The following is a 20,695-nucleotide window of genomic DNA, read 5'->3' as shown; positions in this document are numbered from 1 at the left end:
TAAATCCAATGCTTTTTTATAATAATTTAATGATATAATTTAATTAATAATATAATATAGAGGTAGAGTATGAAAAAGAATATTTTAATAATAACACTTATATTTACTGTAATATTAGGAATAGCAATAGTTATCTTTATTAGCAATGAAAATACAAAAGAAAACACATCTAATAATGTCACTATTCCTCAAGAGCAAAAGTCATTAATAAATAGTGCCCTGCCTAATGTTGCGATAAAATCTAGCAATAATGAAGAGAAGAAACTATCTGATTTTCGTAATGGGAAACCTACTTTTATTATTTATTGGGCGAGTTGGTGTTCTGATTGCAGAAAACAATTACCAGATGTAGAAAAACTTTATAAGGAATATAAGGATAAAGTAAATTTTGTTTTTGTAAATGTAGTAGATGGTGAAAGAGAAAATGTAAAACAGGCGAAAGCTTATATTAAAGAAAGTAATTTTACTTTTGATTACTATAAGAGTACGGATAATGCAATTGATGTGATGAAAGTGAAAAAAATTCCTACAAAATTTATTGCAGATAAAAATGGAAAAATAAAAGAAGTTCAAGTTGAAAAATATGTTGCTTATGAAAAATTAAAAACTACACTAGATAAACTTCTTTAAATAGCTTTTAAACTAATCTTTTTGTTAGTATGTGATAAAAGTTAATAAAATAAGAGGAAATCCATAAATAAGATAAAAACTTATTTATGGATTTTTTTAATTTAACTATATCTTTGAGTTTCTATATTAAATATAGGTTATGAGAAGATAGGATGTTAAGTAGCATCAATTTTTATAGTACTCATTCACTTTTTCATCATCTGTATATTTAGAAATAAATAACTTAAACATCACCAAAATATATAACTTAAAATTATCAAGACTATTATAATCATAAAAACTCTTTTAACTAACATAAACTTGCTATTATTCCGTCTAACTTATCAGTAGAATACCTATAGGTTACACTATCAATCATATAATTCTTTATATTTTTGTTATCCTAATAGCTAAGCTATTCCTTTAGGAAAACTAGTTGCCTCTTTAACCATTAGTTAGTTTTTAGCTATGAAGTTATGATTTTAAATTTATAATTTTTAAAAATATATAAATTTCAAAATTATAAAAAATCTTGAATGAGAAAACTAATTATTATATAATTATAAAAAATCTCTTATATAAGGGGAATTAGTAGTGATATTACATATTAAAAACAGAGAATTAGAACGCAATGGAAAACTTTTATGTAAAATAAAAAATATAAGTCTAAATGAAGGAGATATTGTTGGAATAATAGGGAAAAATGGTTCCGGGAAAACATCATTATTAAAAGAAATATATGAAGATGTTCAAAATGATAAACGAAACAAAGGAAGTGTAGAGTTTCTTCAATTTAATGAGAATCTTAATTTAGATAAAAGTGGTGGCGAAATGGTAGTTCAAAAGATATTAGAACACTTTGCAAATGATAAGGGAATATATTTGTTAGATGAGCCGACAACATATTTAGATAGTGCTAATGTTAATAAAATAGTGAACTTAATAAATAAAAAAAACTCTACATTTTGTATAGCAACGCATGACAGAAGTTTCCTAGAAAAAGTTTGTACTAAATTGTGGATTATAGAGCAAGGAGAATTAATAGAATTTAACGGAGATTATACAGAGTATAAAGAGCAAAAAGAAATAAAGATTAGTGAATATAACTCAGAGTTGAAAAAATATCAAAAAGAAACTCGTAAAATACGTGATAGTATCCGAAGTATGAAAGAAGAACAACAAGGGAAAACTTTAGGAAAGCCAAAAAATATGATGGCCTCGGATTATCGTATTATAGGAACGAAGACTAAAATCACGCAAAATCAGAAGAAAATGCAGAAAAATATTCTGAAACAAGAAGAAAAATTAAATTCATTGTCTAAACCTAAAAAGATTGAAGAGGAATACGATATATCATTTTTAAACATATTTAATAAAAGAAGTAAGAGAAGTTTTTATATAGAAGAAAAAGAGTTCTTTATTAATGGAAAATGCTTATGGATGACTACCAATCTCTCGTTTAGTAGTGGTGATAAAGTAATGTTAGTAGGAAAAAATGGTTCAGGAAAAACTACATTTCTTAATTATATAAAAGAGCAGATTCCTAACAATTTTAAAGTAGCTTACTTTGAACAAAATAATTTAGAAATTTTTGAAAAAGAGGAAACAGTATTAAACTTTATAAGAAACATAACAGATATAGAAGAAAAAGAGTTGCGTAATATACTTGCTTTACTTAATTTTAGAGGAACAGATATTAACAAAAAAGTGAGTGTTCTCAGCAACGGCGAAAAAGTAAAGTTATATTTTATAAGTCTTCTTTTCCAAGAAACAGATGTTTTGTTGCTGGATGAACTTACAAACTTTTTAGATATTGTAACTATAGAGGCTGTAGAAAAAATACTTTCTAAATATCCTGGGATTCTTATTATGGTCAGTCATGATAGTCAATTTGTAAAAAATGTTGGGACAAAGGTAATAGAGCTAAATTCTAAAGAAATACTAAGGTTTAAATAATTTTTAAATTTAAGTTTTAAATTAAGTATGGTATAAACTATATATAAAGTAGAGCACATATAATAAGAATATAACAAAACTTGAAATACATGATTATAGCCTTGAGACAAGTAGTCGTAGAGTAGAGTATGTTATGTAAATAAGAATTTAATTTTCAAAAGAGTGATGAGAAAATTTTAATTCTTAATTGTTAATAATATTTTTTTCATGATATTCAATGGCTTGCTAATATTAGCGAGCCATTCTCTTTTTAAGAGCCATGTGATATTAAAATCACATGGCTCTTTTGATATATTTATGCATCAGATCTTGAGAATTTGTTCTTCATATTGCAACTTGCAGTATAAAGTGCTTTATCTAATAGATCATCTGTTTGAACTTTAAGTTCATCCGCAATGTTTTCGTTGGCTTTTTCTAAGAAATCTTTAGCTTTATCTTTAGAAACTTTTTCTGTGATGAATTTTTCATCATATTTATTTATTAACGCTGTTGATTGCGATTGAACTTTTAGTTGATAACGCTCGATATGTGAAGCAGTGTCGGCAAAATGAGCATCGCATAAAGCAGCAATTAGGCGATTAGTCCAATAGAAGTTTTCTGTAGTTACTTGATTTGTAGTATTAGCTAGATAATCAGGTGTGCGATTGATATTAGTGTAAAATGGAACTATAGCATTGAAAACACAAGAACCAATAGCTAACCATTGAAGGCATTTAAGTTCATCTGGCATATATGGTCTAATTTGCACAAGCCCTAAAAAGTTTGTACGATTAATTCCGATTGGGCGAAGAGTTCCTTTCTTCACTGAATGAATATCTTTTGAATATGAATCATATTCTGTTCCTTGATAATGGTGAGATAAGGCATATTTAATATCTTCAACTGTTATTTTTTTCTCTGGAATACGCGCCCAAGGAAGGTTATCAGAATCTGGACGGTAATCAGCATTTATTCCATCATATGTATTTGATGTTGGATTGAAATAACGTTGAAGTATCCAAGCACGCGGTGTATTGTAAGTGTGGTCAGCATCACTACGACTACCAAATGCATGACGAGGGTTAAAGTCACCATCAATAGATAAATCTAGATGATATTTTTTAACAAAGTCTAGTAAATCAGCTGAACACATAAATTCTTTTTTAGCTCCAAATGCATCGTCAAAATCAAACTTATCAATACCAAGTTGATTTGGCATAATAACATAGCTATCATCTGGAACGCGACGTGCCATCCAGTGGTGTCCTCCGATAGTTTCTAACCACCAAATTTCATTTTCATCTTGGAAGGCAATACCGTTCATCTCATAAGTTCCGTATTTCTCAAGAAGATTACCTAAAAAAGTAACTCCCTCACGAGCGCTTGCGATATACGGCATTACTATAGTATAGATATCTTCTTCCCCAATTCCACAGTCTACCAAAGGATCAGCACCTAAAACACGTTCATTTGAAGTAATAGTTTCAGTTGCACTCATAGAAACGTTGTATTCATTAGCTCCACATTGCCCCCAAATACCATTATCTAAAATAGCGTTAGGAACAGCAGTATAGCGAACTGGATTGTTAGGTAAGTCGATTTCTACTTTAGAAATAACTGATTTATATTTACGTGGTTGTTCTTCAGGCGCTACATTAACGAATTTTTTCGCTCTAAAAACTCCAGATGGTGCATCTTCTGTACGTGCAACCATAGTAGAACCATCAAAACTAGCATTTTTTCCGACAAGAATAGTTGTACATCCCATAATATTTCTCCTCCTATTTGTATGTTGATTGATATTTATTTAATGATAATATTATTTATGTAACGTATTTTAAATGTAATTCTTGTGATATTCCCCCTTATAACCTAAATACTTCTATTTTTATTGTAGTACTAATAAATATTTTATTCAAGAAATAAGAGGCTGAATAATAAAAAACTTAATTATTTAAAGAATATGAAACAGCGAATGACTTTGAGTAGATAACAGCTTTTTAATATTATTATAATTACTAGTTACTAATATAATAAAATATTAAGGCTGATAAAAATTCACTTTAAAAAATTAAAATAATAATTTAGAAATTATACAAAAAAAGTGTGTTTTTATTTGGGGTTTTATGTTATAATAGCTTTGGAAATGAATTTGAGAAAGGTGACAAGATTAGAAGAAGTTTTTTTTATAAAAGATAAAAAAGATAATAATGAAAAGAACTGTGTCATAGGTATATAGTTTTTTTATTTTCTTTAGAGTAATCTAGTCTTTAGTTTAGAGAGAAAATGGATGAAAAATTATTAATGAAGACCGCCTTGCTTGCAGGAAAGATTCTTATGGAAAATGGAGCAGAAGTTTATCGTACAGAAGATACATTGGAGAGAATTATAAGAAAAGGCGTTGGAGAAACAAGAATAGATGAATATTATACTCATGTTACAATAACAGGTATATTTATTCGTTTAGAAACAATAGGAACAGATTTTAGAAGAGTTGGCGATAGAACGTATAATCTAACTAAAACAACAGCGGTGAATACTTTATCTCGAGCGTACACATCAGGACAGATTAGTCTAGCAGATATGTATGAAGCATTAAAAAGAGTTCAAGACGAGAAAAGTCCATTACCTGTCTGGTTTAAAGTGCTAAGTTCAGGTATTCTTAGTGGAAGCATTGTGTTAATATTTGAAGGTAGTTTCTGGGATGTTATTCCAGGGAGTATTGCAGGAGCAGTAGCGTATTATGTTTATGTAAAAGTTATCGGTTATTTAAAAGCACCGTTTGTATCAGAATATATTAGTACCTTTGCAGGAGGAGTAGCAGGTTATATTGGTTTTGCACTTCTTAATGGACAATCACTTCGTCTTGCGATGATAGGAGCAGTAGTTCCTTTAGTACCTGGTATTACAATTACCAATTCGATGCGTGATATTATAGCGAAACAGTTCATTTCTGGGACTATTCGTTTTATAGAAACATTCTGTGTTGCATTCGCACTTGGTGCAGGGATAGTCACGGTTTATTATATAGTTAAGTTATTAGGAGGTGCTTTATAATGATTGCAGTATTTAGTCATTTACTTTTATTATTATATCACTTCGTATTTAGTTTTATTTCATCAGTATCGTTTGCGATAGTATGTGATGTGCCACGCAAAACATTAGTTACAGGTGGTGTTATCGGAGCGATAGGTTGGTGTGGATATTGGGAAATGTGGAGTCATGGGCAAAGTGTATTTATGTCGAGCTTAGTGTGTTCGCTTCTCTTGGCTAATATAAGTCAGATTTGTGCAATTAAATTTAAAAATCCATTAACAGTTTACTTTATACCGGGGCTTGTTCCCGTAGTACCTGGGGTAACTATTTATGATGCATTTAGAACATTACTATTGGATGAATATGGAAATTCAGCAAGAATTTTCTTAAATAGTTTTTATGGAGCGGTAGGACTTGCGGTAGGAATTATTATTGCTGACTCAATATTTAGAGTGGTGTTAAGTCCGTTATTGCAAAAAAGACAAGAAAGTAAATAAAAGTTGATGTAAAAGTATCTTCACTTAAATAAAAAGAGTGGAGATATTTTTATTAATTAAAGAGATGATATACATTCGTTTTTTCTTGCAAAATATATAAGACTATGTTATAGTTATATAAACACAAGGGATTAGCTTACGAATAAACGTAGTAGTATCGTCATTACGAAAGAATATTTTCCGGTGCTACTTTAAAAAGCGAGACTTGGTTGCTATGCAATCGGTCTCGCTTTTTTGTTTTAAGATTGGCTGAAAGGCAATCAAGTTACTTTGTGAAGAAATTATAAAGAGAGGGCAAAGCGATGAAATATTTTTATCAAAAAGATAGCGAAGAAATATTAAGTGAATTAGAAACTAGTAATTCAGGGTTAAGTGAAAATGAGGTGAAAAGCCGTCTAGGAAAGCATGGGTTAAACAAACTTCCTGAAGCGCCTCGTCCAAGTGCTTTTCAAATATTTTTAAACCAATTTAAAGACTTGATTGTGTTAATTTTAATAGTTGCGGCGGTTATTTCTGGATTCACAGGAGATCATGAATCTTCAATAGTAATTATTATCGTGCTAATTATTAATGCGATACTTGGAACAACACAGATGCTTAATGCACAACGTTCGGTTGATAGCTTAAAACAACTATCAGTTCCAAAAGTTAAAGTTATTCGTAATGGAGTTAAACAAGAGATTAATTCTGAACAACTAACAGTTGGAGATATTATAGAGTTTGAAGCTGGAGATATGATAGTGGCGGATGCGCGTATTATTGAAGCAAGCTCACTACAAGTTCAAGAATCTGCACTTACTGGAGAAAGTCATGCTGTAGATAAAACAATCGAGATAATAGAAGATGAAGTAGTTGTTGGGGACCAAACAAATATGGTCTTTACAGGCTCACAAGTTACTTATGGTAAAGGTCGTGCAGTTGTAACTAGTATAGGAGTAGCGACAGAAATCGGGAAAATCTCAGAACTACTTAACAAGGCGACAACGAGCAAATCACCATTACAAAAATCAATAGATGAGTTTTCTAAAAACCTATCTATCGGTATAATAGCTCTATGTATTGTAGTTTTTGGACTAACATATATTAGTTCAAAAGATTTTGGTGGAGCGGCGATGTTTGCTATTGCGCTTGCAGTTGCGGCTGTACCTGAAGCATTGGCATCTATTATAACAATAGTCGAATCATTAGGTTCACAAACTCTAGCAAAAGAAAATGCGATTATGAAAGATATTAATGCTGTAGAAACTTTGGGTTCAGTATCTATCATAGCCTCTGATAAAACGGGGACATTGACACAAAATAAAATGACGGTTGAAGATGTTTATGTAAATGGTAAACTTTTAAAACCAGATGAACTTAGTTTGGAAGATAAAGCGAGTAAAATGTTAATGGATACGATGGTTCTTACTAATGATTCATTTATTAATGGTGACCAAAAAGTAGGAGATCCAACGGAGCTTGCTTTAGTAGAATTAGGTAGAAAATACGATATTATTGAACAAGATTATCGAGAAAACTATCCTCGTATTTCAGAACTACCATTTGACTCAGTTCGTAAATTTATGTCGACATTACAAATTGTTAATAACGAAAAAGTAATGTTAACCAAAGGTGCGACAGATGAACTTCTTAAAAAATGTAGCCACATATTATTAAACGGTGACGTTCGCGGTATAACAAAAGAGGATATCGATCAAATATTAGTTCAAAACTACAACTTTGCAGAAGAAGGATTGCGTGTCCTTGGTTATGCTTTTAAAGTAACAGATAAAGAGCAATTAACTTTTGATGATGAAAATAATTTAACATTCGTCGGTCTAACTTCAATGATAGACCCACCACGTGTAGAATCAAAAGATGCAGTAGAAAAAGCGATAAAAGCAGGAATTAAACCTATTATGATAACTGGAGATCACGCTATAACAGCCCGTTCTATTGCTCGTAAAATAGGAATTTTCCAAGAAGGAGATATGGTTATTGATGGTATAACATTAGAAAATATGACCGACGAAGAGCTTGCTCGTGATTTAGAAAAAATTTCGGTTTATGCACGTGTTGCACCTGAACATAAAATTCGTATTGTAAATGCATGGCAAGCAAAAGAGAAAATCGTTGGTATGAGCGGAGATGGTGTCAATGATGCGCCAGCGCTGAAACAAGCAGATATTGGTATTGCGATGGGAATAACAGGATCAGAAGTTTCGAAAGATGCCGCTGATATGATATTGACAGATGACAACTTTGTGACTATCGTAAAAGCAGTAACTGTTGGACGCAATATTTTTACAAATATTAAAAATGCAATTAAGTATCTTTTAACAGGAAATACTGGAGCAATCTTTGTAGTAATAGCGACAACACTATTAGCATTCTTTGATACGAAGTATGTTGTACCATTTGCAGCGATTCAATTGTTATTTATTAATTTAGTAACAGACTCATTGCCAGCTATTGCGATAGGAACAGAGCCAGGAACCGATGAAGTGTTAAAACAAGTGCCTCGTGATCCAAAAGAGCCGATTTTAACGCGTTCAACATTTACAGCGATATTAATAGAAGCGGGATTAATAGCTATTGCGGTATTTATCGGATATTATATTGGTATAAATACAGGAGAAGGTTATGCAACAACATTTGCTTTCTTGGTACTATGTTTAGCAAGATTATTCAATGGCTTTAGCTGTAGAAGTGATTTACCACTGACAAAAATAGGATTATTTACAAACAAGAATACAATTATCGCATTTTTAATTGGAATAACGTTAGTAAGTATAATAATCTTTATTCCAGCAATCGGTAGTATTTTCAAAGTAATGTCACTAAATGGAATACAAATTTTAACTATAGTAGGCTTGGCTCTTGCGCCGACTATTGTGGTACAAGTTATTAAAATAATTAGAAATAGATAAATTTTTCAAACACACTCTAAAAATTAGATAAAAAATCTAGTTTTTAGAGTGTTTTATAGCTATGTTTTTGTAGAAGGTCATATAAAATCATTTTCTAATAAAAATTAAATAAGATGCATTGATAAATTTTCCAAATTCCTTCTATAAGAGGTTAATGTGATAACTATTTTTTGTCTGTAAATATACATATGAAGAGAAGAAAGAAAAAAATAAGTTTACCGAAGTAATATAATAATACGCTGTTTATCGGAGAATGATATGAAAAAAATCACCTTTAAAAATATTACACAATATTTTATATTGATTATATTTTGTATTTAATAATTTAATGTTAAATTCTTAATAATAAAATTTATGTTTTTTTTAATTTTGATTTTTTTATTGTAAAAATTTTTCTCTTATTATGTAAAAAAAATAAAAATTTGATATATTGTAGATGGTTGATATATAGACTTTTTTAAAGGTTGGTGCAGCTATTGTTGAAAACTTTTATCAATTTTGAAACACTAAAAGGAGATATTGTGTATATCTAATGAAATATATTAATTTAATCTCTCCAATTCTAAAAAAAGAATAAAAATCAATATTTTTTTTGTGGAGAAAATGCGAAAAAATCGAATCTAAATAGTTGTATAGACTAGTTTTTTAAGATAAAATAGAAGTGTATTACAATGCTAAAATGGGAGTGTTATAATTTGTTATATTCTAAATAAAAAAAATCTAATAAAAAAGGAGGTATTTTTATAATGAAAGTACATAAGTTGATGAAGGTTATACTATTTTTTCTAACAATACTCTTTTTGCTGGAATCTAGTAGTAACAATCTCACTTTAGAAGGAGGTAAAAGTTAATGAAAAGATTAATGAAGAAGTGCTTAAGTTTTCTTCTGGTATTTACAATGATTTGTTCAAGTTTAGTTCCGTTTGGGAATAAAACATACGCAAAAGAAGTAGAAGGAGATGTAATCACTGAGGCAAGGGTTACAGATGGAGAAGGTAATCCATTTAAACCGGGGCAAAAAGTTGGTGCATATCAGGGGTTCAAGATATATGCGAAATTCAAATTGCCGGATAATGTTGTAAAAGAAAATGATACTGTCACAATGACCTTGCCGATAGGGATTGACACTGCACCACCTGACCATTTTGATATAAAGGATGCAGATAATAACCTTATCGCTAAAGCACAAATGTATAATGAAAATCCTGCAAAAATAGTACTTACATTTACAAAATATGTAGAAACACATTCAGGTGTTAAAGGGGAATTTTATTTTAATGTTTCTGTTAATCCAGATAAAATAAAAGAAGCAGGTAAGAATAAGGTAACTCTAGAAGTTAATGGAAAGCTTATTCCGGCAGGTGATGTTGACTATAACCCACCACAATTTAAGAATACTCAGTTTAATAAAGGTGGTTGGATGACATCTGATAAAACTGTAGGAAAATATGATATAAGAATTAACCAAGACAATGTAGCTCTTGTGAATGCCAAGTTTGAAGATACACTTCAATCTGAGAATGTTTCATTCATTCAAAGTACTCTTAAAATATTGAATGGAAAATGGGAAAACCATGGATCTTATGTAATTCTTGGGGGGCAAAAAGATGTTACTCAAGAATTTATAGCTGCGGGAAAAGTTAAATTTGAGGGTAAAAAACTTACAATTAACATTGGAGATTATCCTGAAGCAAATGAAAAAAGAGGATTCCAAATTTTATATGAAGTTAAGTTAGGTTATGCACCGATAGCCGGTGAAGAAATTAAAAACAAAGCGAATTTAACTTACGATGACAAAAGTTTTGAAAAAGATGGTAATTATAAAATTAAAGATGCGGGTGGTACTGGTGAAGGATATGTCTTTAAACTTAGAGTTTTAAAGACAGGTGAAAATAATAAACCATTAGCTGGTGCTAAGTTTGATGTTATTCGTGTGCGTAACAATGCCAAAGTCGGAGAAATCACAACAGGACAAGATGGAAGTGGTGAGATTGGGAAACTACTTAGGGATGAGTATAGACTAGTTGAGACTGAAGCTCCACAAGGTTACCAAAAATTAACAGAGCCTATCACTGTTAATCCTGCTGATTTTGGTTCTGATAAAATCGCATTAAAAAATATCAAAAATGAACCTGAAGCAAAGGAAAAAGTATCAGGAGAAAAAACATGGGATGACAATAATGACCAAGACGGAAAACGTCCACCAAAAATAACAGTTATTCTAAAGAAAACAGTAGATGGACAAACAAGCGAAGTAAAACGCCAAGATGTTACTCCGAATTCTGAAGGCAAATGGAAATATGAGTTTACAAATCTACCATTATACGAGGATGGGAAACCAATTACATATAGTGTAGATGAAGTTGATGTGCCAGGGTATACAAAAGAAACAACAGCAACAAGCGCAACAAATGGTCCAGACTACAACTTAAAGAACATATACAAACCAGAGAAAAGAACAATTGAAGGGCAAAAAATTTGGAACGACAACAACAACCAAGACGGAAAACGCCCAACGTCAATTAAGGTTAAGTTGTATAAAAAGGTTGGAAATAATAATCAGGAATATGTAACTGAAAAAGTAGTTACAGAAGGTGCTGACAAAACTTGGAAGTGGAAATTTGAAAATCTTGATAAATACGAAAATAAACAAGAAATTCAATACACAGTTGAGGAAGAAGCAGTAGGAGAAGGTTACGTAGGAATAGTAACAGGCTCAATGGCGGCAGGCTTTAAGATAACAAACAGTCGCACACCAGAAGTAGTTAATGTTCAAGGAACAAAAACATGGAATGACACGAATAACCAAGATGGGAAACGTCCAGATAAGATCAAAGTAATCCTAAGCAAAACAGTAGACGGACAAACAACAAAAGTAATAGAAAAAGAAGTAACAGCAAAATATAACTGGAACTACGAATTCACTAACTTACCAAAATATGAAGGTGGAAAAGAAATCACTTATTCAATAGATGAAGAAGCCGTACCAGGCTATGAAAAATCTATAGACGGCTACAACCTAAAAAATAGTTATACACCAGAAGTAGTTAATGTTCAAGGAACAAAAACATGGAATGACGCGAACAACCAAGATGGAAAACGTCCAGAAAAAATCAAAGTAATCCTAAGCAAAACAGTAGACGGAAAAACAAGTAAAGTAGCAGAAAAAGAAGTAACAAAAGACAACTGGAACTACGAGTTTAACGATTTACCAAAATATGAAAACGGAAAAGAAATCACATACAGTATAGATGAAGAAGCCGTACCAGGATACGAAAAATCAGTAGAAGGATACAACCTGAAAAACACACATACACCAGAAAAAGTAAGTGTAGCAGGAACAAAAACATGGGATGACTCAAACAACCAAGATGGAAAACGTCCAGAAAAAATCAAAGTAATCCTAAGCAAAACAGTAGACGGAAAAACAAGTAAAGTAGCAGAAAAAGAAGTAACAAAAGACAACTGGAACTACGAGTTTAACGATTTACCAAAATATGAAAACGGAAAAGAAATCACATACAGTATAGATGAAGAAGCCGTACCAGGATACGAAAAATCAGTAGAAGGATACAACCTGAAAAACACACATACACCAGAAAAAGTAAGTGTAGCAGGAACAAAAACATGGGATGACTCAAACAACCAAGACGGAAAACGCCCAGATAAAATCAAAGTAATCCTAAACAAAACAGTAGACGGACAAACAACAAAAGTAACAGAAAAAGGAGTAACAAAAGACAACTGGAACTACGAGTTTAACGATCTACCAAAATATGAAAATGGAAAAGTAATTAAATATAGCATAGATGAAGTAGATGTACCGGGATATAAAAAATCTATAAAAGGATATAACCTTGAGAACAAATATATCCCACCAAAACCAAAATTACCTAAGACAGGAAGTGCGCCAAGTGAAGTTGGGGGCTTAGGGGTATTAGGATTACTAGCAGGATATGTGTTAATTAGAAGAAAAAACAAAGCTAACTAATTAATAGCAAGTTTGCAGGAAAAATACGAGACACATTAAGACTAAGATGTGTCTCGTGTTTTTTTATTCCTTATTAAATTAGAGGTATAAGAAACATTGATGCTATAATCTGTTTTTGTATGACTTTAGCGTATATTTTATAGTGAGGATTACTTTATATATTTCTTGAACAACTAATTTTACAAGAATAGCCTGTTTTCTAAGTTTAGTTGAATTTAATTATTTTTGTTTTTATTGTATATCTATTACAAACCTATGGGAACGCTATATTGAAGCTGTATCTTGATAATAATGGACACTGATTGGGAACTGTGATACAATATATACAGGAGAGTTTGGATTTTTAGTGAAGGTAGTTATTATTTGCTATATAAAAAGTTGGAAATGTAATAATTATAGACTTTAGTGTAAGAAGAAGCCTTTGCTGTAAAATCGATAAGCATGATTCACTTTATTTTATTAATGGACTTGAAAAATAAGTGATAATTATGCAATTTTACATAAGGAAAATTACTTGAATAGTTATGCTTCCTAATATCAAGTAAGAATACCACGCAATAGAAATTAGAGTTTAAATAGTCATTTACAGTACTATTGTTCTAAATTCAAAACAGATATTTATGAAGTGAAAATAAAGGAAGCAGCTAAGAAATATACAATGAATAATAAAAATACTGGGAGGTAGGATTTAAATGAAGAAAAGTAAGATTATTCAAAAAACGGTTAAACTTTTTTTAGCCTTTGTCATGTTCTTAGGGGTTCTTTTTCAAAATAGTAGTTTAACATCTGCGCAAGGAACAGAAGTGGATCGTGTTAATACAAAAATAACTAGGTTTGAAATTAAGAATCATGATGGAACTCCTGCACTAGGATATCATTATTGGAATCAATATAGACTAGATATGGATTGGGATGCTAGTTCGTATGGAAATCAGTTAAAACAAGGGGACTATTTTATTGTTAAGTTACCAGAACAGTTTAAATTTCCAACAGACGGACCGACAGTAGATTTTAAGCTTTACGCACCAGATGGTAAAACAGTTGTTGCTAATGCACATGTTAATTCTAATGGAGAACAAGGTGGGGGAACAGTAAAAGTTACATTTACAAAATACGTAGAAAATAGAGAAAACGTGAAAGGTAACTTATACTTACAAGCAGGATTTGCTCACAGTAAAATAAATGTAGGTGGAGATAATATAATTGATATACAAATAGGAAGTGTAAAAAAATCTACAAATATCAAAATAGGACCAAAACCTACTATAAAAAATGAAACATTTGCTAAATGGGGAGCGACAGTTCCTGGAAATGATAATCAAGCCAAATGGGTTTTACGTATTAATCATATAAAAGGTAATTATTCAAATTTAACTATCTCAGATAGACTTTACGTAGATGAAGGTAACTTGCCACCTACAATTCATTATATTAGAGATTCTTTTGTGTTATACGAACTTGAATATGATCAATATGGGAATACATCAAGAGTTATTAATGTTTATAAATATAATGATCTTAAAGACTTTATAAAATTTTCTGAAAATGATACACAGTTTACCTTTGAGTATAGTAAAAAATTTGGAGATATAAATGGTAGACAATATCGTCTAACATATAATACAACATATATTCCACAACTTAAATTAAAAAATGAAGGTACTTTCAAGAGTACTGAAAAAAATGTAGTATACAGATCGTGGTTTAAAAATGCAGAAGCTGGTGGTACTGGACAAGGGGATTTAATCCAAAAAATTAAAATTTTTAAAGTTGATGAAAATGATAGGCAAATTAAACTTCCTAACGCAGAATTTTTAATTACAAAAGTGAAAGATGGATCTACTTTTACATTGAAAACAGATGCCCAAGGAGAAGCTGTTTCTGAGAAATTAGAACCTGGGAAATATAAAATTAAAGAAACGAAAGCACCTGATGGCTATATACTTGATCCTACAGAAAAAGAAGTAAATGTAGTTGAAGGTGAAGTGTTATTTTGGACAGCAACAAACGCTAAAATAACAAATATAGATATTGCTGGCAAAAAAACATGGGATGATGCGAACAATCAAGATGGGAAACGTCCAGATAAGATTAAAGTAATCCTAAAAAAGACAGTAGATGGAACAACAACAACAGTAGCTGAAAAAGAAGTTAAAGCAGATACTGATGGAAATTGGAAGTATGAGTTTAATAATCTACCAAAATATGAAAATGGGAAACTAATCACATACAGTATAGATGAAGAGGACGTACCAGGATATAAAAAATCAAAAGATGGATACAACCTGAAAAATACACGTACACCAGAAAAAGTAAGTATAGCAGGTGTAAAATCATGGGATGATGGAAATAACCAAGATGGGAAACGTCCAGATAAAATCAAAGTAATCCTAAACAAAACAGTAGACGGACAAACAACAAAAGTAACAGAAAAAGAAGTAACAAAAGAAAACAACTGGAGTTATGAATTTAACGATTTACCAAAATACGAAAATGGAAAAGAAATCACATATAGTATAGATGAAGAGGCTGTACCAGGATATGAAAAATCAACAGATGGTTATAATTTGAAAAATAAATATACACCAGAAAAAGTAAGTATAGCTGGTAAAAAAATATGGGATGATAAAAATAATCAAGATGGAAAACGTCCAGATAAGATTAAAGTAATTCTAAATAAAACAGTAGATGGAAAAACAACAAAAGTAGAAGAAAAAGAAGTAACAAAAGAAAATAACTGGAGTTATGAGTTTAACGATTTACCAAAATATGAAAATGGGAAAAAAATCACATACAGTATAGATGAAGAAGCCGTACCAGGATACGAAAAATCAGTAGAAGGATACAACCTGAAAAACACACATATACCAGAAAAAGTAAGTGTTGCAGGGACAAAAACATGGGATGATAATCATAATGAACATGGTAAACGCCCAGATAAGATTAAAGTAATCCTAAACAAAACTGTGAATGGAAAAACAACAAAAGTAGCAGAGAAAGAAGTAACGGCAGAAAATAACTGGAACTATGCATTTACAGATTTACCAAAATATGAAAATGGAAAATTAATCAAATATAGAATAGATGAAGTAGATGTACCAGGATATAAAAAATCTATAAAAGGATATGACCTTACAAACAAATACATTCCACCAAAACCTAAACTGCCTAATACAGGAAGTACAACAAACACTCTTGGAGGTTTAGGAATCTTAGGATTGCTAACAGGATTGGTACTAAATAGAAGAAAAAATAAAACTAACTAATTGATGATAGTTTATAGAAAAGATACGAGACATATTATATATATGTCTCGTATTGTTTTGTGAAAAATAGGTTAGGGTATAGGTATATAAAAAGATTAGATAGATAAAAGTAAGAATAAACGTTATAGAAAATATAGGTAGAAACTATATTAAGCAAGTTAAAGGCACTAGGAAAATTATAATTTCAATTTAAATAGCCAATTCGTATAAGTGGACATTAAGTGCTAATCGTGATATAATTGACTTGAGACAAGTGCGTGTCCTTGTGGTATATGGATGCTATAAGAGTAAAAATAGTATAATTTGTAAAGCTAATAACTATAGTTTTTTGAATAAAAAGGAACTAAGTATATTAGCTGAAAAAATTTAATAAGCATAATTTTAATAAAATTTAGAGTTAATAAAATTCAGTGAATTTGTGCTAATCATGCGATTTTGTCTAAGGAAATTGCCTTAAACTACGCTTCCTAGTAAAAGGTAATAAAGCTTTTTAAATACCAACCAAAAAATATAAATTAAGAATAGGTTTAGGGTACTTACAAAGTAAAACAATAGTAGAAGAATAAGGAATCAGGAGATAATTGGACAGTCATTAAAAAATATGATACAATGTTGTATAAGCAAGATTATGTTTTAGAAGCAAGATAGTTGTTAAAAAATTATAAATACAACAACTTAAGCACTAGAATTTAATGAGTCTAAGTATATTAGCTATAAAAAATTAATAGGCATGATTTACTTTATTTTTTATTTTCATTATGATTGGAAAGTTTGGACCAATCATGTAATCTTGTATAAGTGAAATTACTTTGGTATTAAGTTTCCTAATATAAAGTAATAGTACTTAATATAATAATTAAAAATCTGGATTAAAGTAGGCGCTAATAGCGCTATTCTTGTGTAAAAGCTAATTCAAGATTTTTTATAAAGTGAAAGTAAAGGAAGTATTTAAGGGAAATAAATATGAACATAATAAAAAATATTAGGAGGTAGATTTATAGTGATAAAGAATAAAATTATTAAAAAGGCATTTAAATTATTTCTAGCCTTTTCAATGCTTTTAGGGATTCTGCTACAAAATAGTAACTTATCATTAGTAAAAGCGGCAGAAGTTAACCGTGTTAATACAAAGATAACTAGATTTGAAATTAAAACGAGTGATGGTAGACCTATCCCAAGTGGAGGGGAATATAATTATTGGAGTCAGTTTCGACTAGATATGGACTGGGATGCTAGTTCATATGGGAACCAGTTGAAGCAAGGTGATTACTTTATTGTTAAATTACCTGATCAATTTAAATATCCAACAAGTGGGGCAGCAGTAGATTTTCCACTTTATGCTCCAGATGGACGTACTGTTATCGCTAACGCCCATATTTATTCTAATGGGGAAGAGACAGGTGGAGGAACAGTAAAAGTTACATTTACAAATTATGTAGAAAATAAAGAAAATGTAAAAGGTAATCTGTTTTTACAGGCGGGATTTGATCACAAAAAAATAAAAGAAGGTCAAAATAACTTAATTTCTGTTGAAATTGGCGGAGTTAAGAAATCTGTTAACATTAAAATAGGAACAAAAGGGACTGTAACAAACGAAACATTTGCTAAATGGGGAGAAACAGTTTCTGGGAAAGATGACCAAGTTAGATGGGTTTTACGTGTCAATCATACAAAAGGTAATTATAAAAATGTAAGTATCTCAGATAAACTTTATGTTCAAGAAGGGACTTTACCTCCTGGAATTCATTATATTAAAGATACTTTTGTAGTACATGAAGTTATATTCAATTCACACGGAAGTACACAAAGTGTTGTTAAATCATATAGATATGATGAAATAAAAGATTTTTTACATTTCTCTGATAATGATACCAAGTTTACATTCGATTATAGTAAAAAATTTGGTGATATGAATGGTAGACAATATCTTATCCAATATACATCTACTTACATTCCACAACTTAAGTTACGAAATGAAGGTGTCTTTCATAGTGATAGCAAAAATGTAGCGTATCAAGCTGCATTTAGAAGCGCAGAAGTTGGTGGGGGAGGTCAAGGTGACTTAACCCAAAAAATCAAAATTTTCAAAGTTGATGAAAATGATATACAAACGAAGCTACCTAATGCTGAATTTTTAATTACAAAAGTGAAAGACGGATCTACTTTTACATTAAAAACAGATGCAAAAGGAGAAGCAGTTTCTGGGAAATTAGAGCCAGGGAAATATAAAATTAAAGAAACAAAAGCACCTGAAGGATATGAGCTTGATCCTACAGAAAAAGAAGCAACTGTTGTTCAAGGTGAACCACTGTTTTGGACTGTGAAAAATACCAAAGTAACAAATATAAATATTTCAGGAACAAAAACATGGGATGACTCAAACAACCAAGATGGGAAACGCCCGGATAAAATCAAAGTAATCCTAAATAAAACAGTAGACGGACAAACAACGAAAGTAACAGAAAAAGAAGTTAGAGCGAATGCTTCTGGAGAGTGGAAGTATGAATTTAATGATCTTCAAAAATACGAAAATGGTAAACTAATTACATACAGTATAGATGAAGAAGCCGTACCAGGATACGAAAAAGAAGTTACAGGCTACAATCTTAAAAATAGTCATACACCAGAAAAAGTAAGTGTAGCAGGAACAAAAACATGGGATGACTCAAACAACCAAGACGGAAAACGCCCGGATAAAATCAAAGTAATCCTAAACAAAACAGTAGACGGACAAACAACAAAAGTAACAGAAAAAGAAGTAACAAAAGACAACTGGAACTACGAGTTTAACGATCTACCAAAATATGAAAACGGAAAAGAAATCACATACAGTATAGATGAAGAAGCCGTACCAGGATATGAAAAAGAAGTTACAGGCTACAATCTTAAAAATAGTCATACACCAGAAAAAGTAAGTGTAGCAGGAACAAAAACATGGGATGACTCAAACAACCAAGATGGGAAACGCCCAGATAAAATCAAAGTAATCCTAAACAAAACAGTAGACGGACAAACAACAAAAGTAACAGAAAAAGAAGTAACAAAAGACAACTGGAACTACGAGTTTAACGATCTACCAAAATATGAAAACGGAAAAGAAATCACATACAGTATAGATGAAGAAGCCGTACCAGGATACGAAAAAGAAGTTACAGGCTACAATCTTAAAAATAGTCATACACCAGAAAAAGTAAGTGTAGCAGGAACAAAAACATGGGATGACTCAAACAACCAAGATGGGAAACGCCCAGATAAAATCAAAGTAATCCTAAACAAAACAGTAGACGGACAAACAACAAAAGTAACAGAAAAAGAAGTAACAAAAGACAACTGGAACTACGAGTTTAACGATTTACCAAAATATGAAAACGGAAAAGAAATCACATACAGTATAGATGAAGAAGCCGTACCAGGATATGAAAAAGAAGTTACAGGCTACAATCTTAAAAATAGTCATACACCAGAAGTAGTAAATATTCAAGGAACAAAAACATGGAACGATGCAGACAACCAAGATGGAAAGAGACCAAAAGAAATCAAAATCAAGCTGTTTAAGAATGGAACTGAAATTGAAACGAAGACAGTAACAGAAGCAGATGGTTGGAAGTGGAAATTTGAAAATCTTTATAAGTATGAAAAAGGACAAGAAATTGAATATACTATAAAAGAAGAAGTAGTTGCAGAATATGAAACTAATATAGATGGATTCAATGTAACAAACAAACATACACCAGAAAAAACAGCAGTAGAAGGAACAAAAACTTGGGATGATGCGAACGATCAAGATGGTAAACGACCAACTAAGATTAAAGTAATTCTGAAGAAAAAGGTTGGGGATGGACAGCCAAGTAAAGTAGCAGAAAAAGAAGTAACCCAAGCAGATGGTTGGAAGTGGAAATTTGAAGATCTTGACAAGTATGAAAAAGGACAAAAAATAGAATACTTTGTTACAGAAGAACCAGTTAAAGATTACACAGTAGAAATAAGTAAAGTTGAAACAAATGATGAAACATTCAAATTCAACATAACAAACAAACATGAACCAGAGAAAGTATTAGTAACAGGGACAAAAACATGGCTTGACAATAATGATCAGGCAGGAAAACGTCCAGGAACAATAAAAGTAATCTTAAACAAAACAGTTGATGGAAAAACAACAAAAGTAGCAGAGAAAGAAGTAACGGCAGAAAATAACTGGAACTATGCATTTACAGATTTACCAAAATATGAAAATGGAAAATTAATCAAATATAGAATAGATGAAGTAGATGTACCAGGATATAAAAAATCTATAAAAGGATATGACCTTACAAACAAATACATTCCACCAAAACCAAAATTACCTAATACAGGAAGCGCGCCAAGAGAAGTAGGAGGCTTAGGAGTATTGGGGTTACTAGCAGGATATGTGTTAATTAGAAGAAAAAATAAAGCTAACTAAATTAATAGAAA

Annotated in this window: 9 protein-coding genes; 8 read left to right on the top strand and 1 reads right to left on the bottom strand. The window is 30.9% G+C overall.

The window, feature by feature from the left end; translation table 11 throughout:
- Nucleotides 1-69: 69 nt before the first annotated feature.
- Both DQN46_RS07635 and DQN46_RS07630 read left to right on the top strand, forming a co-directional pair.
- Nucleotides 70-630 carry a redoxin family protein gene (locus tag DQN46_RS07635; RefSeq protein ID WP_111743600.1) on the top strand — a complete coding sequence of 187 codons (561 nt, stop codon included), beginning with the start codon at nt 70-72 and terminating at the stop codon, nt 628-630.
- A 573-nt stretch (nt 631-1,203) separates the two neighbouring features.
- The gene (locus tag DQN46_RS07630) at nt 1,204-2,565 is read left to right on the top strand and encodes an ATP-binding cassette domain-containing protein (RefSeq protein WP_111743599.1); all 1,362 of its coding nucleotides are present in this window, start codon (nt 1,204-1,206) and stop codon (nt 2,563-2,565) included.
- A 295-nt stretch (nt 2,566-2,860) separates the two neighbouring features.
- Here DQN46_RS07630 and DQN46_RS07625 read toward each other — a convergent pair whose 3' ends face one another.
- Complete coding sequence (locus DQN46_RS07625; RefSeq protein WP_111743598.1) at nt 2,861-4,312, bottom strand: C69 family dipeptidase; 1,452 nt, start codon at nt 4,310-4,312, stop codon at nt 2,861-2,863.
- A gap of 518 nt (nt 4,313-4,830) precedes the next feature.
- Here DQN46_RS07625 and DQN46_RS07620 point away from each other — a divergent pair.
- From DQN46_RS07620 to DQN46_RS07595, 6 genes are all read left to right on the top strand, one after another.
- Nucleotides 4,831-5,601 (top strand): threonine/serine exporter family protein, encoded by a 771-nt coding sequence (locus DQN46_RS07620; protein WP_111743597.1) that lies wholly within the window; start codon nt 4,831-4,833, stop codon nt 5,599-5,601.
- Nucleotides 5,601-6,077 (top strand): threonine/serine exporter family protein, encoded by a 477-nt coding sequence (locus DQN46_RS07615; protein WP_004633567.1) that lies wholly within the window; start codon nt 5,601-5,603, stop codon nt 6,075-6,077. The genes DQN46_RS07620 and DQN46_RS07615 overlap by 1 nt, the downstream gene beginning before the upstream one ends.
- A gap of 302 nt (nt 6,078-6,379) precedes the next feature.
- Complete coding sequence (locus DQN46_RS07610; RefSeq protein ID WP_111743596.1) at nt 6,380-8,986, top strand: cation-translocating P-type ATPase; 2,607 nt, start codon at nt 6,380-6,382, stop codon at nt 8,984-8,986.
- An 850-nt stretch (nt 8,987-9,836) separates the two neighbouring features.
- Nucleotides 9,837-12,977: a Cna B-type domain-containing protein gene (locus DQN46_RS07605; RefSeq protein WP_111743595.1), complete on the top strand. Its 3,141-nt coding sequence runs from the start codon at nt 9,837-9,839 to the stop codon at nt 12,975-12,977.
- Between the two features lie 692 nt (nt 12,978-13,669).
- On the top strand, nt 13,670-16,243 hold the full coding sequence (locus DQN46_RS07600; RefSeq protein ID WP_111743594.1) for a Cna B-type domain-containing protein: 2,574 nt from the start codon (nt 13,670-13,672) through the stop codon (nt 16,241-16,243).
- 1,000 nt (nt 16,244-17,243) lie between these two features.
- Entirely contained in the window at nt 17,244-20,684 is a 3,441-nt protein-coding gene (locus tag DQN46_RS07595; protein WP_111743593.1) for a Cna B-type domain-containing protein, read from the top strand.
- Nucleotides 20,685-20,695 lie beyond the last annotated feature (11 nt).

This window comes from Gemella morbillorum (assembly GCF_900476045.1).
Classification (GTDB): domain Bacteria; phylum Bacillota; class Bacilli; order Staphylococcales; family Gemellaceae; genus Gemella; species Gemella morbillorum.
Note: the sequence above shows the minus strand (reverse complement) of the source record. Positions and strands in the feature narration are given on the sequence as shown.